The following is a 17,733-nucleotide window of genomic DNA, read 5'->3' as shown; positions in this document are numbered from 1 at the left end:
GATTGAAACAAATAATACATGACCTAAGGTCTGGCTAAAACCGCAAAGCAAGGAGTGATAGAATGCCAGATGCCCACCGTTTCCTTCTTGAGAGAAACGAGGCTAGTGGCGGTAGGATTCCCGCAAAGACGACCCCCTCACGACCAATTCGGCAGTCAGAACATGAGAATCCATTCGTTCTGTCCTCCCCTCTAACTGGGCCAGCAGTTTCTGAGCTGCCAATTTTCCAAGCGCCTCATTTGCCTGATCGACTGAACTCAGGCCCGGACTGATATAAGAGCAAAACCGACTGTTCCCAAAACCGACTACTGCCACATCTTCCGGAATTTTTTTCCCCAGTTCCTGTAAAAGCTGAATCGCATGTAAAGCAGCAATATCTCCATGGGCAAGAATAGCATCTATGCCGGAATTTCGACCTAGCAATTTCCTGAAAACCCTATTGCTTTCTTCACTTCTGGGATCAAAGTCTCTGATCAATGATCCTTTGACATTTTTTTCTGACTGGACTGCTTTTTCGAAGCCCTCTAATCTTTCCTGAAAAATCGTCAGAGATTCATTGCCCCCCAAATGCAACAAAGAAGTACATCCTTGTTCAATTAGGTGCATAGTCGCCGTATAGGCAGCCAGAATATTATCAATATGAACACTTGGAATTTCATCATTGGCAATGTTTCGATCAAAAAGCAATAAGGGAGCGGGGAAGTTTTTCAGTGTATCCCATTTCCCCATTCGTTCTCGTTCTTTGGAAATGGAAAGCAATACACCATCCAATTGCAATCTTCTGAAATTCTCAAGGGCCTCTTCCTCCTTTTCTAAGGACTCATGAGACTGAGAAATGATGAGACTATAAGCTGCCGCACGAAAGACTTCCTCCATAGCCTTAATTGCAGAAGCGAAAACATGATTATTGATAAAAGGAAGCAGTACGCCAATACTCTTGCTTTTTCCACTCCTCAGGGCTGAGGCTACTTGATTCAGGCTAAAATTGAGTTTTTCAGCCGTTTCCAAAACCAGGGCTCTGGTCTTGGGGCTTACCTTCTGAGGTTCATTAAATACCCTCGATACGGTAGCTACAGATAGGCCGCATGCTTTTGCTATGTCTTTGAGATTAGCCACAATGATTTAGGCGAAAATAATGTGTAAAGACACCAATGAAAGCAATAAGCCCAGCCCAACTTTGGCTATTTCAGGAGAATCGTATTGAATCAATTCTTTCCAATCTCGGAACCCTCCATTGAACAAAGCACCTGCAACAGATATCGCAAAGGCAATCAGGATCACCCACATAGCTCTGACGAAATAATTCATATCTGGGTAGACATTGATCAGGATGATGTGTAAAGGAATCGTAGAGAAAAAGGCCGCAAGGGTAACTTTATGATTGGGAAATGCCAGAAAGGCAGCCGTACAAATCAGGACAACAATTCCACAATTGATATAATATCTGAGCTCATTGAGGGTATGAGTGAAAGCTGCTTCAGGATTCTCGAATTTTACATACAGCAAAACCAAACCCATCGTAATGCCTGTGATAAGGGTGACGAGGATGGTCTGCTTTCCCGCCTTCACGATTTGTGCGTCATTCGCGTCTTTTCGAATATATTCTTTGTAAATATCGATGGACCAAAGGGTCGCCAAAGAATTGAAGGTCGAGTCTACCGTACTCATGAGGGAGGCAAAAAGCGCACATAAGATCAGCCCTTTAACTCCTATCGGTAAATAAGTTTTGACGAGGTAGGGGAAAGCCATGTCAGGTTCTGACAATCCTTCAGGCCCCAGGATTCCATATAAGGCTATTCCCGGAACAACAATCAGGACTGCCATTACATATTTCATCAGACCTCCAACCATCAAACCGATTTGTGCTTCTCTTAGATTCTTTGCTGCCAATGAACGCTGCATAATGGTCTGATTTGCACACCAGTAATTGATATTGAGAAGAAAAAGACCGAACATATGAATCCAGGGGAGTTTTTCATGATCGGCGGGTAAATACAGATGCATGAGTTCGGGGGTTTTATTATACAACTCTCCCCATCCCCCTAAATGATAAATGGACACAAAAAGTACTACAAAGCCTCCCGTCAGGAGAATGCTAAACTGAATGATATCTGTTTTTACCACTGCCCCTAATCCTCCCAAATAGGTATAAACGGCTGAAAATATGCCCAGACCTAGGATCATTACAGAAATACGCGTAATCCTGTCCTCGCTGATCACGGATAAATATTCCGCAAAAACCAGGTCCGCAGCATATGCTCCCCAAAAAAGGGCAGCTCCTAATGTAATGGTAGAAAAGATGAGCAGGTTCGCAGCGGAATAAGCCAGAGCAACTGTTCTTCCCAGCCGTTTTTTTATGTACTGAGTTACTGTAATCACTTTCTCCCGAAGAAAGAGCGGCACAAAAATGAAAGCCGCCATTAATATCCCCTGCACTGCATTGATCTCCAGGCTTGCCTGCGCAAGCCCATAGAGATAGGCAGAACCCATCATACCCAAAAACTGATAGCCATTGATATTGGTTGCAATCGAAGATAAGGCAATCGAAGGCCAGCGTAGATTTCGGGAACTGAGAAAATACTGTTCTACCGTAACCTCCTCCCCTGCCCTGGCAGAAATAGCCGCATAAAATATCGCTCCGAAATAAACAATGACAATTAGCAAGTCAATCATGAGTAGTCCATTTAGTTATAGATCCTGTTCTGTCTCCATCCTTAGCTCAAGGCTTTTTTGAACTTTTTCAAGTTAAATAGCCCAGATTTATCTCTACATATTTTCTTTCCACAATTTAAATGTAAACGTTTACATTTTCAGTATTTTCTTATCTTTATTGCCTCAAATAATCGCTATCTACCCTCCTCTTTATGCAAAAAACAGATACACAGATAGAATTTTCTCCCATCATTGTCGGCGTAATGCGGCTAGGCGTGTGGGGAGTCAATATGTCAACTGATGATTTGGAAAAATATATCGATCAGTGTTTGGATTTAGGCTTACAGGATTTTGATCATGCGGATATCTATGGGCATTACACAGAAGAAGCGCGTTTTGGAAGAGTGGTCAAAAGACGTCCGGATCTTAAATCAAAAATTCGTCTGACGACCAAATGCGGGATCAAAATGCTATCTGACAATCGTCCCTCCCATAAGATCAAATCCTATGATTCCAGTAAGGCACATATCATTACTTCTGCTGAAAACTCCCTCAGGGAACTAGGAGTAGATTGCCTGGATTTATACCTCATCCATCGTCCTGATTACCTCATGGATCCGGCGGAAATAGCCGAGGCAGTAGAAGACTTAAAGAAAGCGGGAAAAATTAAAGCCTTTGGGGTCTCCAACTTTACCCCTTCACAATTCGACCTTTTACATTCCTACACACCCCTCGCAACCAACCAGATTGAGGTATCCTTGCTCCACCTCAATGCCCTGGTTGATGGGAGTCTGGATCAATGTATCAAACATAACATAGCCCCTACAGCCTGGTCTCCCTTCGGTGGGGGAAGCATTTTTTCTGCTACAGATGACCCCCGCGTACAAAGAATCAGAAAAACCGCCGCCCAACTAGGAGAAAAATATGCAGCCAGCATAGACCAAATCTTACTGGCCTGGTTATTCAGACATCCTTCCGGCATTGTGCCCATCGTAGGCAGTAGTAAAATTGAACGCATACAACATGCAGCCAAAGCGGCTAACCTCAAGCTTAGTCGAGAAGATTGGTACGAACTCCTTCAGGCTTCCCGAGGCGAAGAAGTTCCTTAGGGCGCTGGCACGCAAGATTTGGTGATCGGGGCAGAAAGTGCAGCTGGTTTAACATCTTGCCGGTTTTTGCGCCAATTTTTCTGTAAAAATTGGCAAAATCTCATAAGACTATCAAAAAAACAAAATGGACAATACTACCTTTCAAATTCGTTCACAAAATGTAAAAGGCGCCGAAGTTGCCTGGTTTGCCCCTCTCTGCAATGGCGATGATGAATTTCTCGGAAAACATGATCTGCGATACAAAAGTGATTGGTCCAATACCTCAAACGTTCTATTGACAGCAGATCGACTAGGATATAGAAATATCCTTTGTCCTTCCTCCTATCAGGTCGGCCAGGATACCCTGACCTTTGCCTCAGCAGTTGCCCCCCTCACTTCTCAAATAAATATCCTAACAGCTATTCGCTGTGGAGAAGTGCATCCCCCCATGCTAGGGAGGGCCATCGCAACTTTGGACCATATCCTCAAAGGTAGATTGACCATCAATATCATTTCCTCCAACCTCCCCGGGACAGATTTAAGTTCTGAGGCCAGATATCAACGATCAAGAGAAGTAATCGAAATCCTCAAACAAGGCTGGACCCAGGATTATATCGACTTCAAAGGCGAATTTTACAATATCCAACTTGACAATACGGCTCCTGTTAAAACCTATCAGCAAAATGGAGGTCCCCTGCTCTACTTTGGCGGCTATTCCCCTCCAGCAGTTGATCTCTGCGCTGAACACTGCGATATGTACCTGATGTGGCCGGAAACGGAAGAAAAACTTATGGGACTCATGCAAAATATGAGTAGCAAGGCAGCAGGATATGGGCGTAAAGTTGATTTTGGCTTGCGCATCCATGTCATCGTTCGTGAAACAGAAGCAGAGGCAAAAGCAGCAGCAAAAAAACTGATGAGTCATGTAGATGATGAGCGAGGCAAAGAAATCAGAGAAAGAGCCCTCGATGCAAAGTCATATGGCGTTTCCCGTCAGTCTGCCATGAGGGAAATCGCAGATGATGATGGCTTTGTTGAAGATCAGCTTTGGACTGGAATTGGAAGAGCGAGATCTGGTTGCGGGGGAGCAATTGTTGGGAATCCCGATCAGGTATTGGCCAAAATCAATCGCTATATGGATATGGGAATTCGTGGTTTTATTTTTTCAGGCTATCCCCATGCAGACGAATGCAAGCTTTTTGCCAACTACGTACTCCCTCAAATTGAAACATTTTCCATGCCTGAACTTCAAAACAGAAAACCAAAGGGAACACCTGACTCTCCCCTGGCAGCAGGCTTGAGGAAGTAAGGAATATGCGCTTTTGGGGAAAAATTGTCCCCCAAGCGTCCAATTTTTTTTTCGTTTTTTTGCAATTTCGTCCCAATGAAAGAACAAACGCTGGTACTCGGTGCATCTGCCAATCCTTATCGATATTCTAATAGGGCTATCCATATGCTGAGAGATATCGAGCAAAAAGTCCTGGCACTTGGAAAAAAAGAAGATTTTGTACGGGATGTAGAAATCCTGACAGACAAAAGTAAAATCTCTTCTGAGGAGGTGGATACGATTACGCTATACCTGAATGCACGAAATCAGGAAGAATACAAAGACTGGATCAAAAGCCTGAATCCTCGCAGGGTAATCTTTAATCCCGGAGCAGAAAATGTAGCATTTGCGAGGGAATTGGAGGAAGCGGGAGTTGAAGTAAATTTTGCCTGTACATTAGTTATGCTGCGTACCGGCCAGTATTAAACAAATCTTTTGAACTCTCATAGATTCTTCGAAATTTAGGGTTTATCCTAAATCAATGTTCGAAGGATTTCAAGCCGAAACTATACAACTCCAGGAGACAGCAATTCATTTTGTAAAAAAAGGATCGGGACCTCCACTCCTCCTCTTGCATGGCTATCCCCAATCCCATGTCATGTGGCATAAGATTGCTCCGAAGCTAGCAGAAAAATATACCGTCATCGTCAGTGATCTGCGTGGTTATGGAGATAGTGGAAAACCTGAAACAGACGAGAGGCATAGTCCTTACTCCAAACGAAAAATGGCCGCGGATCAGGTAGAGTTGATGGAAAGATTGGGATTTTCCTCTTTTCTGCTGGCCTCGCATGATAGAGGAAGCAGAGTTTCCCACCGACTGGTTTTGGATCATCCCGGCAAAGTTGAGAAACTAATTGTGATGGACATCGCTCCGACCTATAGCATGTACAAAACCACCGACATGGAATTTGCCCAGGCTTATTACCATTGGTTTTTCCTGATCCAGCCCTATGATTTGCCTGAAAAGATGATAGGAGCTGATCCAGTTTGGTTTCTTAAAAAGAAATTTGGGCAATGGGGAAGAGATACTGGAGCATTTACCGAAGAAGCCCTCAATGAATACCTGAGATGCCTGACTCCTGAAACTATCCATGCAAGTTGTGAAGATTATCGAGCTTCAGCCAACATAGACCTGGAACATGATCAGATAGATTTAGACAAGGGAAATAAAATTGACTGTCCGATGCTTTGTCTCTGGGGAGAAAAAGGTTTTGTTGGACAAAAGTATGATGTCGTAGCAGAATGGGAAAAATGGGCAGATGACGTTCAGGGTTTTGGAATTCCTTGCGGTCATTATCTGCCTGAAGAAGCAGCTGAGGAGACTTTGAAAGCCATACTTGATTTTTTTAGCTGACATAAATTGCCATCAAATTTGCAAGATGGAGATAGAAGGAGAACCAAGGGGACGGAATGTGAGTTGGGCTGCTCTTCTCGTTCCGATTTTTGCCCCACTTTTCTAAAAAGGGAAAGGCATACAGAAAGATTAACATACAAAACATGAATACCTACAAAATCGCAGTAGTACCTGGAGACGGAATCGGCAAAGAAGTAATCCCTGCATCGACCCAGGTATTAGATGCCATAGCTGCCAGGTTTGGTTTCGCATTTTCTTACACCCATTATGATTATTCCTGCGAGCATTTCCTCAAACATGGCAAGATGATGCCTGAGGATGGCCTAGACAGATTGAGAGATAGCGATAGTATATTCTTAGGTGCGGTGGGTTATCCGGGGGTAGCTGACCATGTTTCCCTTTGGGGTTTATTGATTCCGATTCGGAGAGGCTTTCAACAATACATCAATCTTCGTCCGGTAAAACTCCTTAAAGGGGTAGAATCTCCCCTTAAAAGCCCCGGGGAAATCGATTTTTATATTGTAAGGGAAAATAATGAAGGCGAATATTCCTCTATGGGAGGCAGGTTTCAGGAAGGGACAGAGAGAGAAATCGTCATTCAGGAAAGTATTTTTACCAAGGTAGGGGTTGACAGGGTGATGAAATTTGCCTTCAATTTAGCCCAAAGCAGAAATAAAAGACTGACCAGTGCAACGAAATCCAATGGAATCATTCATACGATGCCTTATTGGGATGAGCGCTTTGCAGATATAGGGCAAAGTTTTCCTGAAGTGGAAAGGAGTCAATACCATATAGATATTCTTTGTGCCCATTTTGTCCAGCATCCGGATTGGCTTGATGTAGTGGTAGCCAGCAATCTCTTTGGAGACATTCTTTCTGATTTGGGTCCGGCTGTTGTTGGAGGAATGGGGATAGCACCGGGCGCCAATATCAATCCAGAGCGGGAATTTCCTTCCATGTTTGAGCCCGTACACGGCAGTGCACCAGATATAGCCGGGAAGAAGATCGCCAATCCCATCGCCTGCATTTGGACGGGCGTGATGATGTTGGATCATTTAGGGGAAAAGGAAGCAGCAGCTCAGGTCTTGAAAGCCATCGAACAAGTGACGGCTGAAGGCAAAGTTCTAACCAGGGATTTAGGCGGGAAAGCCCATACAAATGAAGTGGCAGAGGAAATCATTCGGATTATTCAGACCTACTAAGGATCAGTTCGCCAATCTCTTCCAATTTTTCGGCAGCCTTATTCATCGCTTCCTCAATAGACTGGGAGCGACTTATGATGGTATATACTTGATTCAGTTTTAATTTTTCAGCTACTCCCTCATCTGCGACTCCGCATACGCCTAAGATAGCTTTGCCATAAAGCTGCGCTAATTCACTCACTCCACTCACTACTTTCCCATGCTCCGTCTGCGCGTCCATCTTGCCTTCACCCGTTATGATCAGATCACTTTCTTTCACCCATTTCTCCAAATCGCTAATCTCCAAAAACATCTCAATACCAGAGATGAGTTTTGCATCCAGAAAAGCAATCGCTCCTCCTCCCACACCTCCGGCAGCTCCAGCACCAGGGATGGAATTGATATCCACATAGCCTCGTTCAGACAGCTTTTCCGCTAAATGCTTCAGTCCACTATCCAGAAAATCGATTTCTTCCAAACTCGCACCTTTTTGGGCCGCATACACATAAGCGGCACCCTGAGGCCCAGAAAAGGGATTGTTAACGTCGCAGATTACTTTCACCAAGACCTCTTTCAATCCCCTTAAAACCTGATTATCCTCTATCTGATCTATATGAATGAGATTTTCACCTAGTGCATCCAATTCTTCTCCTGCCTTATCCAAGAAACGATAACCCAAAGCTTTTGCAATACCCGTCCCTCCATCATTGGTCGCACTTCCACCGATAAATAAATAGATTTCTTTGGCTCCTTTTTTCAGAGCATCCCAAATCAACTGTCCTGTCCCGAAAGAAGAAGTTTTCATTGCAGTCCTTTCTTCCGGTTTAAGCAATACCAAACCTGAAGCTTTGGACATTTCAATATAAGCCACCCCTTTTGCCATAGTATAATCGGCTGTAATTGTTCGGCCTAAAGGATCCTGAACTTGGCAAGTATGGCTTTGCAATTCAAAATAATGCCTGAGAATATCCAGCGAACCATCTCCCCCATCGGCTAAGGGACGAGCGATAATTTCTACTTCTGGTCGGACTTTTTTGAGTCCTTTTTCCAAAGCCCTGCATACCTCTTCGGCAGATAGAGAACCTTTAAATTTATCGGGAGCGAGGAGGATTTTCATGAAATAAGATTATGAGGCATGAGTCAAGCCTGCTCATTTAGAAATTGACATGAAAGAGGGCTTATCGCGCTGAGGAATGCTGTATTTCAATACGCCACGAAAAGACAAGCTCTTACTTTCGCTTCTCAATCTGAATAATCACCTTTTTAGATGCAGGTGTTTTGCTCCGATGGGCATAGCTATCAATAGGTACCAGCACATTGGCTTCCGGAAAATAGGTAGCTACGCAGCCTTGGGGCGTGTCAAAAGGTACAACCAGAAATTTCTCAGCCACTCGCCTTACTCCTCCATGCGTATTGATGAGATCGACCTCTTCCCCTTTTGACAAAAGGGCATGGTTCATATCTTCCACATTCATCAAGACCACTCTCCGTTCAGAATAAATGCCACGATAACGATCATCTAAGCCATAAATCGTGGTATTGTATTGATCGTGGCTCCTGACGGTAAACATGATGTACTCTCCTTGCTGCAATTTATTCTCAGGGATTTTATTTACGGAAAATTGGGCCTTGCCGTCAGAAGTGTTGAATTTTCCTTCACGCGCTCCATTTGGTAGGTAAAATCCTCCTTTTTTGCGAACGCGTTTATTATACTTCTCAAATCCTGGAATACAGGCTTCAATCAGGTCTCTGATATTGTCATAATTAGCAACCCACTCGTCCCATTTTCCTTCCTCCTTAAAGGTAGCTTTCGCCAAACCAGCAACAATGGCAGGTTCACTCAAAAGAGATTCAGAAGCAGGAGCTAAACTCCCTTTGGACATCTGTACCACGCCCATGGAATTCTCTATGGTAACAAACTGTTTGCCTTTTTCCTGCTTGTCTAACTCTGAACGAGCAATACAGGGAAGAATCAGGGCCTGTTCTCCATGGATGAGGTGGCTTCGGTTGAGTTTGGTAGAAACATGGACCGTAAGCTCGCATTTCTTCAAAGCCTCAGCCGTGTATTCAGTATCAGGGCTAGCGGAAATGAAATTCCCTCCCATAGCAAAGAATACTTTGGCTTTGCCTTTATGCATGGCTTCGATTGCGGGTACCACAGCATAACCGTGATGACGAGGCGGTTCGAAATTGAAGTGGGCTTTGAGTTTATCGAGAAAAGCCTCTTTCGGGGCTTCCCAAATTCCCATAGTTCTATCTCCCTGTACATTGCTATGTCCACGGACCGGGCAAGTACCTGATCCTTTTTTGCCAATGCTTCCTTTCAGCAAAAGAATATTGACGTATTCGCGGATATTTTCGACCCCATTTTCATGCTGCGTCAATCCCATTGCCCAGCAAATAATGATCTTTTTATTGTGGGCCAGGAGTTCGACCGCTTCCTCAATCTTTGCTTTCTCTATCCCCGTCTCAGCGATCAGTTTATCTAAATCCTGCTTATGCAGATCTTTCTTAAAGTCTTCAAAACCCGAACTTTTCCCAATGATAAAGTTCCAGTCAAACACATCCCCGGAGTGCTCCTCTTCTTTTTTGAAGAGCATGAGCATCATGGCTTTTGCCAATGCCACATCAGCATTTACTTTTAGTTGGAGAAATACATCCGTGAGCTGAGTTCCACTCCCCAGCAAATCTCCCGGAGACTGAGGATGCTTGAAACGCATCAAGCCTGTTTCTGGAAGGGGATTGACCGTAATGATCTTACCTCCATTCTTTTTACACTTCTGCAAGGCAGTCATCATGCGCGGATGATTGGTACCGGGATTCTGCCCTACGACCATGATTACTTCCGCTTCATGGATATCTTCCAGGGTTACCGAACCTTTTCCGATTCCCAGAGTCTCGCCCAAAGCTACTCCGCTGGACTCATGGCACATATTAGAACAATCGGGTAGATTATTGGTGCCGTACATGCGGACAAAGAGTTGATAGAGGAAAGCCGCTTCATTACTCGTACGTCCGGAGGTATAAAAAATAGCTTCATCAGGGGAAGCCAGAGATTTCAGTTTATCTCCAATCAGTTGGAAAGCTTTGGACCAATTGATGGGTTGATAATGCGTGGCTCCTTTCTCCAAAAACATGGGATAGGTGATGCGACCACTTTTCCCCAGTTCATAATCTGACCATTTCCCTAAATCCTCGATGGAATTTTCCGCGAAGAAAATGGGATCCACTCGTTTCAAGGTAGCTTCTTCTGCCAGGGCTTTGGCTCCATTCTCACAGTACTCTCCCAAAACCGAACGTTTGTCATCCGGATCAGGCCAGGCACAGCCCGGACAATCGAAGCCGGTAAACTGATTCATTTTTAGCAAAGCATTGGTTCCTCTTGCGAGGCCCATTTCTTCCACTACATGCTTTACCGTACTATTGATTGCCCCTCTCCCACCTGCTACTTTTTTGGGATTTTTGATCTTGATTCCCGTCAGTTTTTCGGGGGGTTGGGCAATCGTCTTTTTGTTTTTTGAGGAATTGGCTTTTGGGTCCATTGCCATTTATAGATGTAGTCTTTGAGAATGTGTATAAATATTGAATCGATGTTGACGGGCGAAACCGATCAGACTGATCCCACTTTCCTCCGCCAATTCGACAGCCAGGCTTGAAGGAGCACCTACTGCTACGATCAAAGCTATGCCCGCTGCCAGGGCTTTTTGTACCAGCTCAAAACTGATCCTTCCACTAAGAAAAAGAATTTTGTCCTCTGCTGGTAATTTTCCTTCATAGAATTCTGCTCCGATAAGTTTGTCCAGGGCATTGTGCCTCCCGACATCTTCTCGCAAGCGTAAGAATTCTCCGGCTTCATTGAAAAAGGCTGCTGCATGCAGGCCTCCTGTATGGCTAAAAATTTGTTGTTTTTCTTGTACTTTTTCCCCCAGACTATGAATCAAATCCGACTTTATCCAGTTTTTTTTCAGGGGAATGAATTCGCAATGCAAATCTCGTATCGCCTCAATGGAAGCTTTACCACAAAGTCCGCAACTGGAAGTCGTATAAAACTGACGCTCCAGCTTCTTCAAGTCAGGTTGGCAGTTTTCTGCAAGTTCCACCCTAACCACATTTCCCTTGCTCTCTTCCTTCCCCTGATCTGTACAATGTCGAATCGTATGGATATCCTCTTTAGCCCGAATGATCCCTTCCCCAAATAAAAATCCCATGCTCAATTCCAGGTCATGTCCTGGGGTTCGCATAGTGATGCTGATGCTCTTTTGAGCACGCGCTTCTTTCTTCCCGTATCCCAATCGGATCTCCAAAGGAGATTCTACAGCGAGGAGGTCATTTCTCTCTTCTATGCCTTTAGCATCCACCGTCAACACCTTCTGGATCTGTGCCGGCGCCTGTATTTTCTCTATCTCTTGCCTCATGCCTAAAGATTTACTTCAAGATAGCTAAAAGCCCCGACATCCTACACAAAAAGCCAGCCCCGGAGGACTGGCATCGCTGCTTATTTGGGTCTGAACTATATGACTTAAGTGTTAGCGGTTGTGAGTATTAGGGTGTTAGTGTTTGATTGCTCTTATCTCTAATACACAAACACCCTAACACACCAACACGTCTCTTACTTGAAACCCACTCCCACTCCCAGACCGATCCATCCGGCATTGAATCCACTTCCTCTGAGGATCATAGGGTTCCAGTTGAATTGAAACATGATTCCATTTTTGAGGGGTTGATGTCGGTATCCCAGGGTAAGGAATCCTCCTGCCAGGCCAAAACCATCACCGGATACATATTCGTAATTGGTGAGTTCTCCCTGACCAGAAACAGTGGCGTAGATGGGTAAGAGTCCTGCACCTGCGATCAGGCTGCTACGACGCTTGCCGACTACGGTATTTATTTCCAAAGGAAAGGTTACGACTCCTACGCTAAGTTCTGTGTTTTGGTCTACGCCTGAAACACTGAGACCTCCCACACCTACGCGAAATCCGATACCGTCGTTCTGGCCTTTATTGAGGCGCATATCAAAGTTTACACCTGCGATGATATTACTCCCAAAAAGTTCGGCATAGATGTTTTTATGTCGGCTGTCAAATTCGGGAGCGAGATTTCTTTGGGCCTGGCTGGTAAAAAATGAGAATAGGCTGATAATTACAATTAACAGGGCTTTGCTTTTCATGTTTGTAGTTGTTAGAAGGTTGTAGGGGTAAATGATGAGTGTTTGTGTTTTAGGGTGCTAGTGTGTTAGGGAAGGATATTTATCACCCTTGAACCCTAACACACTAGTACGCTAACACTCTTCTATATCGACCGGAAGCTTTGCATGTCTTCGGTAATACCGAGTTGCTTGGCTACTGATTCATAGGAAAGATCCACTTTACCACTGGCACTCTTGCCTAAGCCAATACCGGGCGCTACAATGACGCGGAAGGTACCGGTATAAGGAACTGCGCTGCGGTCTGAGGCCATGCTTTGAATTCCTACGAATTCGAGGGCATAGATCATATCGAGTTTTTCGATGTACTCAGGATCGTGAGAGATAAAGGTATAAGGCAGGGTTGTCCAGGCGTTGGTTGGGGTCTCGCGATAGTAAACGAGTACAACTCCATTTTCTACAATGTCCTGGTCAATTTCAGGAACATCCAGATCGAGGGCGATGTAATATCCGGGATCACCAGGAAAACCTACATCATACCAATCGGATTCTTCTGCGAGATAATTGATGCTAAATACTTCTGCATTTCCATCACGTCCATCTCGTCCGGGAGGGCCTATTGGTCCCTGGTCGACTACACATGAAGATAGAAATAAGGAAGCTGCTATACTGAGGCTAAACAGTTTGATCAGGTTGAAAAGTTGGGGCTTGCTCATAATCGTGACTTAAAATGTTTGACTGTTGTTTAATCAAACATACGCCACGATTGCTGGCCTGTTTAGCACTAATGAATAAGCGTGCAGGGGGATTGTTTTAACGTGCGGAAGTGAAGGCGTGTTAGAGTATTAGGGTTCTTGGGTTCAGGTGTTCTCGTGTTCTGGTTTTGCAGGGATGAAAGGAAGTTTTGGGTACATACAGGCTATGCGATTCCATGAATAGATGTATAAATGCAGAAGCGTGTTAGAGTATCAGAGGCTTAGCGTTATTCTAAAAAAATTATCGCTAATACCCTAAAACACTAACACGCCAACACTTGCAATTAGCTATGCTAATTGTACCTCAACCACTTGAATATCTCCTTGAAGCTCGGTTTCTTTCCATACATGAGAATACCCGTGCGGTAAATCTTTGCAGAGACCCACACACAAGCCAGGAAGGATAGAATAAGGATAACTATTGACAAGGCGATTTCCCACCAGGGGACGGAGCCCAGGCCTATTCGCATAGGCATAATCATGGGTGAGAAAAAGGGTATATGCGAGGTAATGGATGCAAACATTCCATTGGGATTCTGGATGATGTTGGGATAGAAAAATAAAGGCAACATCAAAGGAAGGGTAATGGGGATGGTAAATTGCTGTGCATCCTGAATATTATCAACGGCTGAACCAGCAGCTGCCATCAAAGATCCATAGAGGAAAAATCCTCCGAGGAAATAGATAGGAAAGAACCAGAGGACATTCCAATTGGCACTTCTCAATTCGATCAGCATATTTTCCGCTTCGCTGGCAGACATTTCCATACCCGGCTGTTGAAGATCGGAAGGATTAATTCCAGAACTTGCGATAAAGGGTATCATGATTAAATAGACTACCATAGATAACAAGCCCCATAAGATGAGCTGAGTGATCGCAACGGAGGCCAGTGCAAGGGTTTTCCCCATTAGCAATTGAAAAGGTCTTACAGAGGAAACAATGACCTCAACAATCCTGTTGGCTTTCTCCTCTATTACTCCCTGCATTAAAATTCCGCCATAAATCGCAATCAACATATAAATGATGATGGCTGTACCTGCACCGACAGCCAAAGCCATGATTTCGCTGGTACTATTTTCCGTTTCACCACTTTTGGTCTGGAGATCCAATTCAAAATCGGTCTTATCCAACTGCTCTTTGCTGATTCCAACGAGTTCAGTCTTATAGTCTTTGATCGCTCGCTCCAGTTTGCGCTCAACTTCACGTCTTACTTGCTGACTGAGTTTTTTGGAGCTATGAAGTGTAGCTGTAATATTTTCTTTTTCCAGATAAGTTGCTGGATAATAGAGGTAAACTTCGTTCTCATTTTTCTTTACCCGCTCAAGCAAACTATCCCGCTGCGCGATGAAATCACGTTTCGGTTTTATGGGAATTACTTTGAAGTTTTCACCTTTATTTATGCGACTTGTAATCGCATAAGTGTCGTCTTCTACAATCAGTAGATCATAATTTTCTTTTTCGACAAAAACCGCCGATGCCACCTGAATACCGATCAATGCGGCAAATCCCAGGGGTACTAAAAAGGTAGCCAGCAAGAAGCTCTTCTTCCTGACCATATTGAGATATTCTCTTTTAAATATGATGCCTATTTTGTCCATGTCGTGATGTTCTGATTTAGGGGAGATGGAGAAATTTTGGAAAAAGGAGCTTATACAGTCTCCTTGCGGTTGAGACTTTTGTTGCCACCCACTAATTCAATGAAGATTTCATTGAGGCGGGGCAAATGCAGGGCAAAGCTCAGAATCTCCAAAGGAGAATCAGCCAGACGTCTCAGCAGATCATTGCGATCTCCTTCTCCACCTGAAAGTTCAACTTTTGCCTGTTTGTCGGTAATCTCAAGGATTTCAAGACCGGGTACAGCCATCAAATGCTGTTTATCTCCCAGAAAGCTGATATGATATACCTGCTTTTGAAAATCCTTTCTTACCTGTGTAATCTCATTTTCCAACATCAATTTCCCCTGACTCATCAAAGCGATATAATCACAGAGTTCTTCCACCTGTTCCATGCGGTGGGTAGAGAAAATGATAGTTGTTCCTTCATCTTTGAGGCGGAAAATCTCTTTTTCGATCAATTTGGTATTGACCGGGTCGAGTCCGGAGAAGGGTTCATCCAAGATCAGGAGGCGAGGCTTGTGCGCAATGGTTGAGATGAACTGCACCTTTTGCTGCATACCTTTGGACAGGTCGGTAACTTTATTGTTGCTCCAATCCGTAAGGCCGAGTCTTTCCAGCCAATCGATGCCTGCTGCTTTGGCTTCTGAGGTAGGGAGTCCTTTCAAGCTGAGCAAATAGGTAATCTGCTCCAGGACTTTCATTTTTTTGTAGAGGCCTCTTTCTTCGGGCATATATCCGGTATCCCGGCTATGCTTTTCGGCAAGTTCTTCTCCATTAAAATAAATAGTCCCGCTATCAGGTACAGTGATGCGGGTGATCATTCTAATGGTGGAAGTTTTTCCTGCTCCATTTGGGCCGAGGAGGCCATAAATTTTCCCTTTAGGGATATTCAGCGAAACCTGGTTTACCGCGAGGTAGTCATCATAGGCTTTGCTTACATTGTCAATTCGTAAAAAATTTTCGTTCATGTTCTGTGTGTACGTCCTGAAAGTTTTACTTGGCCATCAGAGAGATGTTTCCAAGGTCTACTTCACAAAAGACTGTCGTGCACTTGGCAGGGTTGTAATGATAGGCAGCATTTACATAAGTTCCTTCGCCATGTTCTTTGAAGGAATCATCTACTTCTATCTTTGAAAACATCCCGCCTGAAAGGACGATCTTGGTAGGCTGGTCTTTATCAATAACAATCATGCAGTCTCCTACACCTGATTTTACATGGATTTTTGACCCGGGTCTACCTTTGTCTCCTATGATGATTTTGGTTTCTCCCATCTCATTTCTGATATGAACCTTTTTTGCACGGGCTTGTTCAAGGTTTTTCAATACGATCTTAGCCCTGGCAACATGGATGTCCATTTCGTCCATCCGTACAAAATTAGGTCTATTATAGGAAAGTACCACATCGGAGAAGGCAGAATTGATCTGAACCTTCTTTACACTCATAGCAGAAAGGTCTAACCATGCTCCCCCTGATCCCAAATCCAGTTTCAATTCTGTATCCAGACTGGGGTCCTGCTTGTATTCACTTCGAAAATTTTCGGTAACGGGATTTGCGAGCCTGAGGGTCGCAGTAGAATTGCTATTGATTGCGGCTTTGTTCTTGGGATACTCGACATTAATAAATCGACTGACTGTCCCATTCATTTCGACATTATGGTCGTATTTATGTTCTGCATCATCTGAGTTGGAGGCCAATTTGGAAAGAGACTTTCCACAAATGCCTGAACTGGTAAGATACATCTCACCTGAGGGGATTTTGATGTTGAGCAACATATTGGTTGCTCCTTCATCGGTCACCAGGGTGTCGATTTTGGGGGAAGTCTGTGCAGGTAGGAATACAGCCCACACAGCTAACATTGTGAGAGTTAGGGAATGACGTACTAACATAGATGCTCATTAAAGCCAGTGATAATAACGAGATTATCAAGCAGAGGGTTTCACAAATGTCTTTGAACGTGGGTAAAAACGAAACATTTGCTGCTGCTCTACAGTAAGCTTTGTAAATTTACGTATTAAATAAAGAATATATTTCATACATGCCAAGCGAATTGCATGATATTGAGCCATTTTATGGTTGGTTGGAAGCTTATAGTCATGAAAAAGACCCAAATTCCCCTTTTCATGGGATTGAACACAACCTTTTTTACTTTGACCGGTCTGTAAATAGTATTCCTGCACATCCTCTATGGGATGATATTGGCTCTGAAAGTTTGTTGGTTAAAATACTATTTGCAAATTACCAGGAAGGATACGCAATCATTGAGTTATTTGGTGAATGGAATGATCTTTTCGACAATGATTACAGACTTTTATCTGAAAATTGCCTGAGTTACCTGATAGATAATGGAATAAATAAATTCATTCTGATTTGCGAAAATGTTTTTCATATTTATCTTGAGGAAGATGATTACTATCGAGCAGTAGAAGATGAACTGGAGGATGGTTGGATCTTTGCGCTGAGGTTGCGAAAGGAATTAAAGGAAGAGATGAGGGCCTATGGGATCTCACAGTACTTGTACTGGAGTGACAAAACAGATGCGTTAAACTGGAGGACCTTAAAACCCAATCAATTGTATAAGGCCATTTACTCTCTATTGCACAAATTATTAGGTTGACG

At 43.8% G+C, this 17,733-nt stretch carries 16 protein-coding genes; 6 read left to right on the top strand and 10 right to left on the bottom strand.

Translation table 11 applies throughout. The features are described 5' to 3' along the window. Positions 1–102 precede the first annotated feature (102 nt). Together R8P61_02055 and R8P61_02050 are read right to left on the bottom strand one after the other, a co-directional pair. On the bottom strand, positions 103–1,116 hold the full coding sequence (locus R8P61_02055; GenBank protein MDW3645830.1) for a LacI family DNA-binding transcriptional regulator: 1,014 nt from the start codon (positions 1,114–1,116) through the stop codon (positions 103–105). 6 nt (positions 1,117–1,122) lie between these two features. Continuing rightward, positions 1,123–2,673, bottom strand: coding sequence for a sodium/solute symporter (locus tag R8P61_02050; GenBank protein ID MDW3645829.1), 1,551 nt, complete (start codon positions 2,671–2,673; stop codon positions 1,123–1,125). Positions 2,674–2,864: 191 nt separating this feature from the next. Here R8P61_02050 and R8P61_02045 point away from each other — a divergent pair, with 191 nt between their 5' ends. The 5 genes from R8P61_02045 to R8P61_02025 all read left to right on the top strand — a co-directional run bounded on the left by R8P61_02045 (position 2,865) and on the right by R8P61_02025 (position 7,623). After that, positions 2,865–3,761 (top strand): aldo/keto reductase, encoded by an 897-nt coding sequence (locus R8P61_02045; GenBank protein ID MDW3645828.1) that lies wholly within the window; start codon positions 2,865–2,867, stop codon positions 3,759–3,761. 124 nt (positions 3,762–3,885) lie between these two features. Further along, positions 3,886–5,049 carry an LLM class flavin-dependent oxidoreductase gene (locus R8P61_02040; protein ID MDW3645827.1) on the top strand — a complete coding sequence of 388 codons (1,164 nt, stop codon included), beginning with the start codon at positions 3,886–3,888 and terminating at the stop codon, positions 5,047–5,049. Positions 5,050–5,124: 75 nt separating this feature from the next. Continuing rightward, positions 5,125–5,493, top strand: coding sequence for a CoA-binding protein (locus R8P61_02035; GenBank protein MDW3645826.1), 369 nt, complete (start codon positions 5,125–5,127; stop codon positions 5,491–5,493). A gap of 55 nt (positions 5,494–5,548) precedes the next feature. Further along, positions 5,549–6,421: an alpha/beta hydrolase gene (locus R8P61_02030; GenBank protein MDW3645825.1), complete on the top strand. Its 873-nt coding sequence runs from the start codon at positions 5,549–5,551 to the stop codon at positions 6,419–6,421. Positions 6,422–6,564: 143 nt separating this feature from the next. Continuing rightward, positions 6,565–7,623 carry a tartrate dehydrogenase gene (locus tag R8P61_02025; protein ID MDW3645824.1) on the top strand — a complete coding sequence of 353 codons (1,059 nt, stop codon included), beginning with the start codon at positions 6,565–6,567 and terminating at the stop codon, positions 7,621–7,623. Here R8P61_02025 and R8P61_02020 read toward each other — a convergent pair. The 8 genes from R8P61_02020 to R8P61_01985 all read right to left on the bottom strand — a co-directional run bounded on the left by R8P61_02020 (position 7,607) and on the right by R8P61_01985 (position 16,973). Beyond that, positions 7,607–8,719 (bottom strand): glycerate kinase, encoded by a 1,113-nt coding sequence (locus R8P61_02020; GenBank protein ID MDW3645823.1) that lies wholly within the window; start codon positions 8,717–8,719, stop codon positions 7,607–7,609. The genes R8P61_02025 and R8P61_02020 overlap by 17 nt on opposite strands. A gap of 112 nt (positions 8,720–8,831) precedes the next feature. After that, a complete protein-coding gene (locus R8P61_02015) occupies positions 8,832–11,150 on the bottom strand; it encodes an FdhF/YdeP family oxidoreductase (protein MDW3645822.1) in 2,319 nt (772 codons plus the stop codon). Next, positions 11,151–12,017: a formate dehydrogenase accessory sulfurtransferase FdhD gene (fdhD, locus tag R8P61_02010; protein MDW3645821.1), complete on the bottom strand. Its 867-nt coding sequence runs from the start codon at positions 12,015–12,017 to the stop codon at positions 11,151–11,153. Positions 12,018–12,211: 194 nt separating this feature from the next. After that, positions 12,212–12,769, bottom strand: coding sequence for a hypothetical protein (locus tag R8P61_02005; protein MDW3645820.1), 558 nt, complete (start codon positions 12,767–12,769; stop codon positions 12,212–12,214). Positions 12,770–12,891: 122 nt separating this feature from the next. Continuing rightward, a complete protein-coding gene (locus R8P61_02000; protein ID MDW3645819.1) occupies positions 12,892–13,461 on the bottom strand; it encodes a hypothetical protein in 570 nt (189 codons plus the stop codon). Positions 13,462–13,793: 332 nt separating this feature from the next. Then, positions 13,794–15,098, bottom strand: coding sequence for an ABC transporter permease (locus tag R8P61_01995; GenBank protein ID MDW3645818.1), 1,305 nt, complete (start codon positions 15,096–15,098; stop codon positions 13,794–13,796). Positions 15,099–15,148: 50 nt separating this feature from the next. Continuing rightward, a complete protein-coding gene (locus tag R8P61_01990; GenBank protein ID MDW3645817.1) occupies positions 15,149–16,084 on the bottom strand; it encodes an ATP-binding cassette domain-containing protein in 936 nt (311 codons plus the stop codon). Positions 16,085–16,109: 25 nt separating this feature from the next. Further along, positions 16,110–16,973 carry a hypothetical protein gene (locus R8P61_01985; GenBank protein ID MDW3645816.1) on the bottom strand — a complete coding sequence of 288 codons (864 nt, stop codon included), beginning with the start codon at positions 16,971–16,973 and terminating at the stop codon, positions 16,110–16,112. Positions 16,974–17,152: 179 nt separating this feature from the next. On the opposite strand from R8P61_01985, the gene R8P61_01980 reads away from it, so the two are divergent. Then, the gene (locus R8P61_01980) at positions 17,153–17,731 is read left to right on the top strand and encodes a hypothetical protein (protein ID MDW3645815.1); all 579 of its coding nucleotides are present in this window, start codon (positions 17,153–17,155) and stop codon (positions 17,729–17,731) included. Positions 17,732–17,733: the final 2 nt, after the last annotated feature.

The organism is Bacteroidia bacterium (genome assembly GCA_033391075.1).
Lineage (GTDB): Bacteria > Bacteroidota > Bacteroidia > J057 > J057 > JAWPMV01.
Note: the sequence above shows the minus strand (reverse complement) of the source record. Positions and strands in the feature narration are given on the sequence as shown.